Origin of the sequence: Burkholderia sp. b14, assembly GCF_900156195.1 — a bacterium.
In the GTDB taxonomy this organism is placed as follows: domain Bacteria; phylum Pseudomonadota; class Gammaproteobacteria; order Burkholderiales; family Burkholderiaceae; genus Mycetohabitans.
Map to the genome: position 1 here is coordinate 480,619 of NZ_FTPJ01000002.1, position 12,621 is coordinate 493,239.

Genomic DNA, 12,621 nt, shown 5'->3' on the forward strand with positions numbered 1-12,621 from the left:
GACTCGACGCCGTTAACGGCTCCCAGGCACCGGCGTGGCAGCCGACGCACCGGCCACCGGGGCACCCTGCACGCCGACGCGCGCGGGCGACGCGGATACCGCAGCCGATGCGCCGAGCGTGGCAGACACCGCGCGTGCGACATCCGCAGCGGCTTGATGATGCTCGGCATCGTACTCCCGCTTGCCCGACAGTGCATTGAACAGCACGGTCGCAAGCACCCCGGCAACGATGCCGACGATCATCACGCCGACCCACGCTGCGGGATCGAGATGTCGGCGGCGACCAGTCTCGGGAGCGGGCTGGCGTGGGTTAATACGTCAGCTAAGCGCTAACCGCTGGTGGCGCGCGACCGACCAGCGATGCGATCGCCAGCAGTAGATCGGCCGGGTCGACGGGCTTGGCTAAGTGCGTTTGGAAGCCGGCCATCAGTGCGCGCCGGCGATCCTCGCCGTGGACCCGGCCGGACAATGCCGCGGCCGGCGTCATTCCACCTCGCGCCGCCTCGCGCTCGCGCAACTGTGCGATGAATGCGAAACCGTCTTCCTCCGGCATGCCCAGATCGCTGATGACGACATCGGGCGTGCCGTCGTCAAAGGCCTGCAACGCGTCCCGCACGGATGCCACCGCGCTCACCTGTGCGCCGCGCTCCTCGAGCACGCGCTGCACGAGTTCACGCGCATCGGCTTCATCTTCGATCACCAGCACGTGAACGCCATCCAGACGCGGTAGCGCCGTATTCGGCTGCGCGCTGATCGGTGCCACTGCGCCGCGGCGCGTGTCGGCGCCGGTCGTCACCGTGGGCAGCGTCACCGTAAATGTCGCGCCACGCTGTTCACCCTCGCTGGCCGCGGTGATATGGCCTCCATGCATCTCGACCAGTTCCTTGACGATCGACAACCCCAGCCCTAGGCCGCCAAACTGGCGTGTGGTACTCGCGTCCTCCTGTCGGAAACGCTCAAATACGTGCGGCAGGAACGCCTCGCGGATACCACAGCCCGTATCGCTGACGACTAGTCGCGCCTCGCCGTCGCCGCTGGTTAGCGTGACCGCCACGCGTCCACGCCGGGGCGTAAACTTGATTGCGTTGGTCAGCAAATTCCAAATAATCTGCTGCAGCCGAGCGGGATCACCATTGACCACTGCCGGCGCGCCGAGCACTGGCATGACGCGAAGCTCCTTCGCGTCGGCTGCTAGCTGTACGGTCGCGATCACGTCGGTGATCACATCGACCAGTTCGACGCGCTGCACGTTGAGCCCCACCTTGCCCGCCATGATGCGCGACATGTCCAGCAGATCATCGATCATCTGCGATTGCAGCCGTGCATTGCGGTGGATCACCTGCAGGCCCTTCTCGACGCGAGCCGGATCGGACGCGTCACGCAGCAGCAACTGGGCCCATCCGACGATGGCATTCAGCGGCGTGCGCAGTTCGTGCGACAGCGTGGCGACGAACTCGTCTTTGAGCCTGGATGCTCGCTCCGCTTCCGAGCGAGCCTGCCGCTCATTCGCGAGCAAATGCTCACGCTCCTGCGCAGCCAGCTTCTGGTCGTCGATGTCGGTCGACGTGCCAAACCACTTGCTAACCCGGCCGGCGCCGTCCAGCAGCGGCGCGGCCCGGGTCTTGAACCAGCGCCATGCGCCGTCGGCAGCCCGCAGCCGATGTTCGACATCGTAATCGCTACTGTCGCGCAAAGCGTCGGACCAACGCTGTACAGTATGCTCGCGATCCTCAGGATGAACCAGCACGTCCGGCCACACGTGGCCAAGTAGTAACGGCGCGTCCATACCCGTGTAGGACAGCAACTGCTTGGACGCGAAATCGATCCGTCCGTCGGGCAACGCAGTCCAGACCAGTTGCGGGATCGCCTCCGCCAGCGTCCGGTAGTGCAACTCCCTTGCACGAACCAGCTCCGCCTCGGCAATTTCCCGCTGCGCGCGCTTCTGCGCCAACACGCGCTCGATTGCCTGTGGCAAGTAATCAAGGTAATCGGAGGTCTTGGGCACCACGTCCGCGACGCCCGAGCGCAGTGCCTCGATCACCCGCGTCTCGTCGGCAAAGCCGGTGCACAGGATGGCGGGCAGCATCGTGCCCTGCATGCGTAACGAGCGCAGGAAGTCAAGCCCCGTCTCGGCAGTACCGAGCACATAGTCTACGACCAGCACGTCAGGCCACCGCTCCTGGCCCCGGCTGTCCAGCCACGCGCGCGCGGCCTGCGTGCCCGTCAACGTCACCACGTCGAATCCGGCGCGGGTAAGCGCGCGGCGGGCCAGGCTAAGCAGACCCTCGTCGTCATCGATAATCAGTGCACAGGCAGCCGGCTGGCCATCCGCACCCAATACTCCGGGTGACGAATCGACTCGATGAGAAGCAGGCGTCATACGGGGAACGTCGAGTGAGTAGGCAACGGACGGTCCGGAGCCAAAGCGCTGGCGCCGGGCTCCAGCCCGCTACCTGGGCGCAAGCGACCGACGCGCGCGGCCCTGGCTCCCGCGTTGACGCGGGCCAGCGTGTTCAGTGCTGCCGCACGCAACGCTTCATGTGCACTGCTAGATTCGGGCAGCGACAAGTAGAACGTCGAGCCGAATCCTTCACTGGACTCGGCCCACACGTTGCCACCGTGTCGCTCGACAACACGGCGCACGAGCGCCAGTCCAATACCCTCGCCCTTGGCTGCGCCACCGTGCAAGCGCTGGAACGCGGTGAACAATTTGGGCAGTGCCGACGCGGGAATGCCATATCCGTTGTCGCGCACGTAGTAAATGCGTAACGAGTGCACGCCGACCGGGTTCGGACGCGTACCGATTTCGATCTCGCCAGCGCGGCTCGGATCAAGATAATTGACCGCATTGGAAATCAAGTTCGCGAAGACTTGCTCGACCGCGGTCGGATCGCCCCATGCGGACGGCAACGAATGCGTCTTCACAGTCACGCCCCGGCTCTTGATCGAGTCGCGCATGGCATCCACCACGCGGGACACCACCGCCTGCACATCGACTTGTTGCGGTCGGTACTCGACCCGGCCCGCGCGCGAGAGCCGCAGCAACGCGTCGATGATACTGGCCGAGCGCATCACCGCTGTTTGCAGAAAGCGCAACGCCTCGGCAATATCGTCGTCGACAATCCGCAACAGCCGGCGCCGTTGTGTGTCGGTCAGCGTGCTGCGCGCCAGTATCTGGCGCAGTGAGTCGCACGCCAAGCTCAGTTCCTGCGAAAATCCTTGCAGGTTGACCAGCGGCGCGCGCAAGTCATGCGACACGCTGTAGATGAACATTTCGTTTTCTTGCGTACGCTCGCGCAAATGCTCGTTCATCGTGCCGAGTTCCTCGGCCTGATGCGCGAGGTCAGACCGATAGCGCGACTCGATGCGCTCCGCTTCAAGCAGGCGTCGGCTCGTCTGGTGCAGCGCGAGGTCCAACTCGGCGATTTCATCGTCGCCCCCGAGCATCGGTGCGAGCGGCGCATTGTTCGCGAGCTGCTTAGTGTTGTCCGCAAGCGTGCGCAGCCGCCGTCGCACGCTCGACGTGAACACGTAGACCGCGATGGCGCCGGTAATGATCGACGCGACCACGGCCGACACGAGCAGCACCTGCTGCATGCGGCGCGCCTCGGCGACACGTTCGGTACGCACGCTGTCCAGCCGCATTTCCTCTTGTTGCAACGCGGCGACCTGCGCACGGAAGTAATCGACGATATCGTGGCCATTGATCTCGCGAAAGCGGGCTACAAGCCCCGCTTGATGACCGTGCCGAAGCAGTTCCTGCGAACGCTCACTCCACTGCCGGTATGCCTGTGCGCTTTGCCGGATCTGCACCGCGCGTTCGACCTGCAACGGATTGTCGGCAACCAGTTCGATCAATCGGTCAATGCGACGGTCGATCTCGCCCCATTGGCTGGGCGGCGTCCATACCTGTCCATATCCGTCAATCACGGCGCCGCGCATGCGCACGGCATCGACGAGCACTGGGTCGAGCACGGCAGTGGCCTGACTCAGCACTTCCTTGCTCCGCACTGCCCACTGCTCCGCTTCCAGGGCCTCAGCCTGGGTACGCATCACGCCGACCAATAAGCCAAGCTCAACGAGGCTCGGAATCGCGATCAGCAGCAGCCCTTTGGTGATCAGTCTCATACAGCGTTCTGGCGTTGGCGAAACAATGCGCACAGCAATGCCCGATTCGGCGCACGCGCGAAACGGCATGACAAGCACGCGGCGGCGCGGCGTGTCGCCGGATCGGCCGCGGAGCCATTATCGCGTCGTTTAGCCTAAATGACAAAAACCCATGTTGTGACAAATGACCTTCATCGATTCAGATATAAGGGCCACAACATTGCACATGATAATTTCAATATTGCGCTCAATAATCAGCTTTCCGGCTCGAAAATTTCTCCTCCAAGCATATGTACGCCTTCACGTAGCAGCCTATACGCGGCGGCGACGGCCTCCGGGTCACCTTTCACGCCCAAATCGATATGCCGTCGCGCATAGATCCCACCGTGCTCGACATCGCCGACGCTGGGCAAGCTGAAGACACGTACGCCGACAAAATCGCGTTCGATACGCTCCATCAGCGGCGTGAGCGCGGACTCAGGCAACTCGAATACCAGAAATGAGCGCTCGTCATGCGGCGTGCCGTGATGCAAATGGGCATAATGGGTATCGAGCACCCATTCCATCATGGGCCATGCCATGACAGGGAACCCCGGCATAAAATAATGATTGCGCACCGAAAAGCCGGGAATCTTGTTATAGCTGTTTGGAATGATGCTGGCGCCCTGCGGGAACACGCCCATGTTGAAGCGATGCCGGTTATCCGGCGCATCCAGGTCCGCCTGGCCGGTCGGTGCGGTTTCAATAATCCGCTCAGCGATCAGTTGCCGGGCCTGTGGGTGCAGTTCCAGCGGCACGCCGAGCGCGGCCGCCGCACACTGCCGCGTATGATCGTCCGGCGTCGCGCCGATGCCCCCAGTCACGAAGACGATGTCATCGGAGTCGAAGGTGCGCTTGAGCGTGGCAGTGATTCGTCTGCGCTCGTCACCAATGTACTCGGCCCACGCAAGCGCCAGCCCCCGCGCGCGAAGCAACTCGATGGCCTTCGGCAAATGCTTGTCAACACGCCGTCCGGACAGGATTTCGTCGCCAATGATGATAATGCCGAACCCCATGGGATCCCCTTGATCGTTTCAGACGGCACGCAGCTTACGCCGATCCTGGCGGGCGCGCTTGCGTTGGTTGCCGGTCAGTCCCATGGTGTCGCGCACGCAATCGCCGCAGCACGCTCAGGCAATAATGAGCGAACCACAGCGCGGAAAACACGAAGATACACACGTACAGCCAGATCGACACGATCGCGACGAATGGGAACAGCACGATCATCAACACGGAGGATGCCCACAGCAGCGTTGGGACCGCGCCGAGCATCCCGCACATCACGCCGATCGCGAGCAGCGGCACGCGGTGCGTGCGAAAAATCATGCGCCGCTCATCCAAGCTTGCATGCCATGCCAGCGCATCATAGGTCATCACGCGATAGGTGAGCCAGCCCCACAGCAGCGGCGGGATCACGGCGAACAGCGGCGGCACGAGCCACAGCGGAACCGTGACGACCAGCAGCAGCACGCAGATGCACGTGGCCGCGATCGAGTGGAGCAGACTGCCGAGCAGCGTGCCGCCGCGCAAGGGCTCCAGATCGGCGAATTGGCGCGCACCGAGATGGCGGATCACCGCCGGCATCGATATCGCGGCAATCATCAGCAATACGGTCAACACGATCAATGGCACAGCGATCGCGACAACGACGAGCGGCGCGAGCACCATTTGTACGTGGCCGAAGCCGATCCCCATGAGCAGCGAATTGATCGATGCAGTCCAGCCCCAGTGTGACAGCCAACCGTGCGCCGCACCGACCCATCCTTCCCAGCCAAACCACAGCACCGCTCCCCAGCCCAGCGCGGTCAGCAAAAACGGCAACACGGTCAACCACAGCATTCGTGGATGAAGCATGCCCAGCAGCGCACGACCGAACGAACCGAGCAACTCGTTCATTGGCAAAGACGTGGTGTCGGCCACGGTGGTGCGATGCGCGCGGTATGCGACGTCGGGCTCATGAGGCGGCCCGACACCTGCAGCGTCACGGACGCGGTACGACTGTCGTCCAGCCGGTCCAGCCGCAGGCCGGTCGATACGAACCCTTTTCGATCCGGCGAGAAATCGATCTGGTACGGATCCTCGATGCCCTCGACCCAGCGCTGCACCTTGCCGGACTTCGGATCAACGAACATCAGGTTGTTGAACACCGAGTTTGCGACGATCAGCGACATATTATCCAGAGTCGGCATCAAGCGATGCGGCTCCTTATCCGTCGGCACAGTGCCGACGACTTGCCGCGACGCCTGGTCGATTAGTGACAGCGTGGCTTTACTCGAGTTCAGGACGATGACGTTGTTGGCGACAGCCAGCGGAGCCAGCGCGACACACACGAGCGCGGCGGCAAGCGAGCCGGCCACGCGGCGGGCCTGTACACAGCGGTTGGAATTGAGCATGGACACCCAGACAGGAAAACTGCGTCTATTGTACGGACTTTGCCGAGGGCCCGGAACGAATCGCGCATCGGGGCAAACGTGCCGGCATGTCGCGCGTCATCGCTGCATCGATTCCCATACCTTATGCAGCCGCTTGACAGACACCGGCATCGGCGTACGCAGTTCCTGCGCGAACAGCGAGATGCGCAACTCCTCGAGGAGCCAGCGGAACTCTACGAGCCGTGCATCGGCTGCGCCTCCGCGCTGCGACAACGCACGCTGGTATGGCTGCATGAGCTGCGCACACTCGGCCGCGAGCCGCTGGTCACGCGCCGGGTCCACCTTGAGCTTGTCAATGCGCAACGACATGCCCTTTAAATAACGCGGGAAATGCGCAAGCTGGGCGTAAGGCGTATCGATCACAAAGCGGCGGGTCATCAGCGCGGCCAACTGCTGCTGCATGTCCGCGTGGGCTGCGCCAAAGCCTTTGGCTTGCGCGAGCTTCTTCACGAGCGCTGCGTACTCGGCGAGGATTTGGCCGGTCAGCCGTGCGAGTTCCTGGGCGAGCAGCGACAGTCTAGCCCGGCCCTCATCGCGCCGGGCCGCGAAGCTAGCATCGTCGTGCGGCCACGGCGACTGCAGGCAGGCACGGTCCAGCGCGGCCTCGATCAATTGGTCGCGCAGTTCCTCCTGCGTGCCGAGTGCCATGTACTGCATTGACATTTCGCGTAGTCCTGGCAAGTTTTTCGCCAGATAGCGGATCGGCTCGCGCAACTGCAGTGCGAACAGCCGGCGCAGACCGGCGCGATGGATATGCTCGGCCTGCGCAGGCGAATCAAAGACTTCGACGTCGCAGTGCCCACCACGATCGACCAGGGCCGGATAGCCGAACAGCGTCTGGCCGCCACGCTGGATCTCGAGCAACTCGGGTAGCGTGCCAAAATTCCACGTCGTCAGGTTCTCATACAGCGCGGTACAGGCCGGCCGCGCCGTATCCGATGCTTCGGCGTGCGCCGGCCCGCCGGCGTTCGCCAATTTGTTTCGCGCCGGGCCGGTTGACGGCTGTCCGGCCACGCGCGACGCACCCGGTGCCGGTCCATCGCCCGACGTGCGGCTGGACGTGCGGCCCGGCGAACCAGCGCTTGCCGCAGCCGCCTGCGTATGCTGGAATGGTTGCCGCCCATCGGCCAATGCCGCGCTGGCCGCACCCGACGCGATGCGCTGGAACTGTTGCTGCGCCTGCGCGCCAAACTCGCCGCGCAGTTGCGCGAGATTGCGCGCCATGGCGAGCTGGCGCCCGTGCTCATCGACCACCTTGAAGTTCATGAACAGGTGAGCCGGCAGCGTCTCGATCTTAAAGTCGGTCGACTTGACCATCACTTGCTTGTGCTCGCGCAGATCGGCGATCAGCGCGTCAATCAACGACTGCCCGGCAAAATACACGCGCTCGACGAAACCGGCCGCATACTCGGGCAGCGGCACACAATGTCGGCGCAGCTTTTGCGGTAGCGATTTGAGCAGCGACTGCACCTTGTCCTTCAACATGCCAGGCACCAACCATTCGGTGCGACGCGCGTCGACTTGGTTCAGCGCGTACAACGGCACGGTCAGCGTGACGCCATCACGCGCCGCGCCCGGCTCGAAATGGTAGCTCAGCGCCATGTCAACGCCGGCCATCGCCAGCCGTTTCGGAAACAGATCCGTCGTCACGCCGGCCGCTTCATGCCGCATCAGGTCCTCGCGCGACAGAAACAGCAGCTTGTCGCCGTCGCTACCTCGCCGCCGCGCCTCGTCGCGATACCAGCGCTCGAACGCCGCGCCGGTATAGATTTGCGCGGGCACCGCCGCATCGTAGTACGCGTAGATCAACTCATCGTCAACCAGCACGTCCTGACGACGTGACTTGTGCTCGAGTTGCTCAATTTGCGCGACCAGCCGCCGATTGTGCGCAAAGAATGGCAGACGAGTGTCGAATTCGCCATCGACCAGCGCGCTGCGAATGAACAATTCCCGCGCACGTGCCGGATCCTGTGCGCCGAACGCGATGCGCCGGCGCTGATAGACGGGCAGCCCATACAATGTGCCGCGCTCGAACGCCACCACCTGCGCGGCCTTCTTTTCCCAATGCGGCTCGGCGACCGAGCGTTTGATCAGGTGGCCGCCGACACGCTCGATCCATTCCGGCTCGATGCGGGCGACGGTGCGCGCGTAAAGTCGGGTGGTCTCGACCAACTCCGCGGCCATCACCCAGCGGCCGGCCTTTTTTGCAAGCGTCGATCCCGGCCATACGAAGAAACGAATGCCCCGTGCCCCCAGGTAATGCGGATCGTTGTCGGCCTTCAGACCGATATTTCCGAGCAATCCCGCCAACAGCGCCTGATGGATCTGCTCGAACGTCGCCTCGGACTCATTTAACCGCCAGCCGTGCTCGCGCACCACGGTCAACAACTGCGAATGCACGTCGCGCCACTCGCGCAGCCGCAGATGCGAGAGGAATTGCGCGCGGCACGCTTCGGCCAGTTGCCGGTTCGATTTCTTGTGTGCAACGGCTTCCTCGAACCACGCCCAAATCTTCAGCCACGTGATGAACTCCGAGCGCTCGTCGGCAAAGCGGCGATGCGCCTGGTCAGCCTGCTCCTGCGCGTCCAGCGGACGCTCGCGCGGATCCTGCACGGACAGCGCGCTGGCAATGATCAGCATTTCGCGCAACGCGTGTTGCTCGCGCGCCGCGACAATCATCCGGGCCACGCGCGGATCCAGCGGCAGGCGCGCCAGCTCGCGACCGACCGGCGTCAACGCATTGTCGTCGTCAACCGCGCCAAGCTCGGCGAGCAATTGGTAACCATCGGCAATGGCCCGGCCCGGCGGTGGCTCGACGAACGGAAACGCGTCGATTTCGGCCAGGTGCAACGACTTCATCCGCAGGATCACCGACGCCAGTGACGCGCGTAGGATCTCCGGATCCGTGAAGCGCGGGCGAGCCTGGAAGTCACGCTCATCATAGAGCCGAATGCAGACGCCGTCGGCCACCCGGCCGCACCGGCCAGCCCGCTGATTGGCGGCGGCTTGCGACACCGGCTCAATCTGCAATTGTTCGACCTTGTTCCGGTACGAATAGCGCTTGACCCGCGCCAGGCCGGTGTCGACAACATAGCGGATGCCGGGCACCGTCAGCGATGTCTCCGCGACGTTGGTGGCGAGCACGATGCGGCGCGCATTGCCGGGCCGGAACACCCGCTCCTGCTCGGCGGCCGATAGCCGGGCGAACAGCGGCAGGATCTCGGTATGCGGCGGATGGTGCTTGCGCAGCGCCTCAGCGGCGTCGCGGATCTCCCGTTCGCCCGGCAGGAAAACCAGAACATCGCCCGGGCCTTCGCGACACAGTTCATCCACCGCGTCGACGATCGCGTCATGCAAGTCGCGCTCGGCCTGACGCGCGGCAGTGATACTGCCCGTGGCGCCCGGCGCAAAGCCCGGTGAGCCAAGTGGACCGGCCCCTGGCGCCGCGCCGCGCCGTGCGGGCGTGGCGCGCCCATCGTCGCCGACGACCGGCCGATAGCGGATCTCGACCGGATACAATCGTCCGCTGACCTCGATGACGGGCGCGGGTCGCTCGTCGCTGCCAAAGTGGCGCGCAAAGCGCTGCGCATCGATCGTAGCCGACGTGACGATCAGCTTCAGGTCAGCACGCCGCGGCAGGATCTGCTTCAGATAGCCAAGCAGGAAATCGATATTCAGGCTGCGCTCGTGCGCCTCGTCGATGATGATCGTATCGTAGGCGCGCAGCAGCGGATCGGTCTGCGTCTCCGCGAGCAGGATGCCGTCGGTCATCAACTTGACCGATGCACCCGGCGACAGGTTGTCGGTGAAACGGACCTTGTAGCCCACCACTTCGCCGAACGGCGTACCCAGTTCCTCGGCAATGCGTCGCGCCGTCGCCGATGCCGCGATACGTCGCGGTTGCGTATGGCCGATCAGGCCGGTGCCGCCCGCGCCCAGCCCGCGTCCGAGCGCCAAGCAGATCTTGGGCAGTTGCGTGGTCTTGCCTGATCCGGTTTCGCCGCTGACGATCACGACTTGGTGGTGCGCGATCGCGGCAGCGATCTCGTCGCGCCGACCGCTAACGGGCAGCGCCTGCGGGAACGTGACGGGAGGCACCGGATTGGGCGCAGGGTTGTGCGCCGAGGACGCGCGTCGGGCCTCGGCGCGACGTGCAGCAGGCGGCCTGCCGTGGCGCGCAGGGTCAGCGAGATCAGTCGGCGATGCATCTGCCGCGCGGTTTTTGGCTACATTGGACATGGGGGCGCATTATAATCCGGCCATGACTGCACAAAACGATCTCGCCCGCCGCGACACGAGGGCCAGCGGCCTCGCCGTGGCCGGCGGCCAGACGAGCGCCGCCATCGAATACACCGCGAATCACGCTCAATTCGTCGAATGGCTGCGATCGGTTGCACCGTACATCCATGCGTTCCGCAACCGGATGTTCGTCGTCGCGTTCGGCGGCGAATTGATGCAAGCGGGCGCGCTCAATGCGCTGGTGCAGGATGTCGCATTATTGCATGCGATGGGCATTCAGATCGTACTGGTGCACGGTTCCCGCCCGCAGGTCGAGGAACAGTTAAACCTGCACCAGGTCGAGTCGTTGTTCGCGGGCGGCATGCGGATCACCGATGCACGCGCGCTAGAAGCGGCCAAAGAAGCGTCCGGCGAAGTGCGGCTAGACATCGAAGCGGCAATCAGCCAAGGTTTACCCAATACGCCGATGGCGCACGCGCATATCAGCGTCGTATCCGGCAATTTTGTCACCGCGAGGCCGGTCGGGATACTCGATGGCGTCGATTTCCAACATACCGGCGTGGTGCGCAAGATCGATGCCGAATCGATTCGGCATTCGCTGGAGAGCAACAAGATCGTGTTACTGTCGCCGCTCGGATTCTCGCCGACCGGCGAGGCGTTCAATCTGTCGATGGAGGATGTCGCGTCGTCCGCGGCCATCGCGCTACGTGCCGACAAGCTGATCTTCATCACCGAGACGCCCGGCGTGATCGACGGCGACGGTGAACTGACCCGTGAGCTGTCGCTGGATGACGCACAGAGAATCTACGAAGCTCATACGGGCGAGTTGGACCGCGCAGATGCGGACTTTTACCTAAAGCATGCGATCCGCGCGTGCCGCGGTGGCGTGCCGCGCTCGCACATCATCCCCTATGCGCTGGACGGCAGTATCCTGCTGGAGCTGTTCCTGCACGACGGGGTCGGCACAATGATCTCGTACGAGAATCTAGAAAGCCTGCGTGAGGCAGTGCCGGACGATGTCGGCAGCATCCTGCAACTGATCGAGCCACTCGAGACGGACGGCACGCTGGTGCGGCGCGACCGCCACCAGATCGAGCGTGACATCGATCACTTCTCAGTCATTGAGCACGATGGCGTGCTGTTCGGTTGCGCGGCGCTGTACCCATACCCGCAGGAGCGGATCGGCGAGATGGCGTGCCTGACCGTGGCACCGGAGGCGCAGGGCACCGGCGACGGCGAGCGTCTGCTCAAGCGCATCGAGCAACGCGCCCGGGCGCGCGGCCTGACGCGGATTTTCGTGCTGACGACCCGCACTGAGCATTGGTTCCTCAAACGCGGTTTCGTCAAGGCGACGGTCAACGACCTGCCCGAGGACCGGCGCCGCCTGTACAACTGGCAGCGCAAGTCGCTCGTGCTGATCAAGCAGCTCTGAGCACGCGCGGGGAATCCGCACGTCGGCACCCCGCCCCACCCCCATATCAAAGGAGAAGTCTGATGGCTCGAATGGTTCACTGCGCAAAACTTGGCAAAGAGGCGGAAGGATTGGACTTTCCGCCGTTGCCGGGCGAGCTTGGCAAACGCATCTTCGAAAGCATCTCGAAGGAAGCATGGCAGGCGTGGCTCAAGCAGCAGACGATGTTGATCAACGAAAACCGTCTGAACATGGCCGATCCGCGCGCGCGCCAATATCTGTTAAAACAAACTGAAAAATTTTTCTTTGGCGAAGGCGCGGACGTCGCGTCGGGCTACGTGCCGCCCGCCAACGGCTAAGCGGTGTGGCCGTGCCGGACATCGGCCGGCGGTG

At 63.8% G+C, this 12,621-nt stretch carries 8 protein-coding genes and 1 pseudogene; 2 read left to right on the forward strand and 7 right to left on the reverse strand.

From position 1 onward, the window contains the following. Positions 1–12: 12 nt before the first annotated feature. The 7 genes and pseudogenes from B0B13_RS03335 to hrpA all read right to left on the reverse strand — a co-directional run bounded on the left by B0B13_RS03335 (position 13) and on the right by hrpA (position 10,817). Positions 13–246: a hypothetical protein gene (locus tag B0B13_RS03335; protein WP_139337196.1), complete on the reverse strand. Its 234-nt coding sequence runs from the start codon at positions 244–246 to the stop codon at positions 13–15. Positions 247–322: 76 nt separating this feature from the next. Continuing rightward, a complete protein-coding gene (locus B0B13_RS03340) occupies positions 323–2,380 on the reverse strand; it encodes a hybrid sensor histidine kinase/response regulator (protein ID WP_076788161.1) in 2,058 nt (685 codons plus the stop codon). After that, positions 2,377–4,128, reverse strand: coding sequence for a sensor histidine kinase (locus tag B0B13_RS03345; protein WP_076788163.1), 1,752 nt, complete (start codon positions 4,126–4,128; stop codon positions 2,377–2,379). The genes B0B13_RS03340 and B0B13_RS03345 overlap by 4 nt, the downstream gene beginning before the upstream one ends. 233 nt (positions 4,129–4,361) lie before the next feature. Continuing rightward, complete coding sequence (locus tag B0B13_RS03350; protein WP_076794336.1) at positions 4,362–5,162, reverse strand: competence/damage-inducible protein A; 801 nt, start codon at positions 5,160–5,162, stop codon at positions 4,362–4,364. A 34-nt stretch (positions 5,163–5,196) separates the two neighbouring features. Beyond that, entirely contained in the window at positions 5,197–6,042 is an 846-nt protein-coding gene (locus tag B0B13_RS03355) for an EI24 domain-containing protein (RefSeq protein ID WP_076788166.1), read from the reverse strand. Positions 6,043–6,104: 62 nt separating this feature from the next. Beyond that, a pseudogene (locus tag B0B13_RS03360) lies at positions 6,105–6,539 on the reverse strand (YncE family protein); the annotation flags it as partial. Between the two features lie 96 nt (positions 6,540–6,635). Next, positions 6,636–10,817, reverse strand: a complete 4,182-nt coding sequence (gene hrpA, locus B0B13_RS03365; RefSeq protein ID WP_076794337.1) for an ATP-dependent RNA helicase HrpA — start codon at positions 10,815–10,817, stop codon at positions 6,636–6,638. A 22-nt stretch (positions 10,818–10,839) separates the two neighbouring features. Between hrpA and argA the strand changes: the two genes are divergently transcribed. Together argA and B0B13_RS03375 are read left to right on the forward strand one after the other, a co-directional pair. After that, positions 10,840–12,249, forward strand: a complete 1,410-nt coding sequence (gene argA, locus B0B13_RS03370) for an amino-acid N-acetyltransferase (protein ID WP_235090864.1) — start codon at positions 10,840–10,842, stop codon at positions 12,247–12,249. A gap of 62 nt (positions 12,250–12,311) precedes the next feature. Continuing rightward, positions 12,312–12,587, forward strand: a complete 276-nt coding sequence (locus B0B13_RS03375) for an oxidative damage protection protein (protein ID WP_013428666.1) — start codon at positions 12,312–12,314, stop codon at positions 12,585–12,587. The last annotated feature ends 34 nt before the right edge of the window (positions 12,588–12,621 follow it).

Coding starts and splice junctions, on each gene's coding strand:
- B0B13_RS03340 (WP_076788161.1), bottom strand. CDS start 2,380: ATGACGCCTGCTTCTCATCGAGTCGATTCGTCACCCGGAGTATTGGGT.
- B0B13_RS03345 (WP_076788163.1), bottom strand. CDS start 4,128: ATGAGACTGATCACCAAAGGGCTGCTGCTGATCGCGATTCCGAGCCTC.
- B0B13_RS03350 (WP_076794336.1), bottom strand. CDS start 5,162: ATGGGGTTCGGCATTATCATCATTGGCGACGAAATCCTGTCCGGACGG.
- B0B13_RS03355 (WP_076788166.1), bottom strand. CDS start 6,042: ATGAACGAGTTGCTCGGTTCGTTCGGTCGTGCGCTGCTGGGCATGCTT.
- hrpA (WP_076794337.1), bottom strand. CDS start 10,817: ATGTCCAATGTAGCCAAAAACCGCGCGGCAGATGCATCGCCGACTGAT.
- argA (WP_235090864.1), top strand. CDS start 10,840: ATGACTGCACAAAACGATCTCGCCCGCCGCGACACGAGGGCCAGCGGC.
- B0B13_RS03375 (WP_013428666.1), top strand. CDS start 12,312: ATGGCTCGAATGGTTCACTGCGCAAAACTTGGCAAAGAGGCGGAAGGA.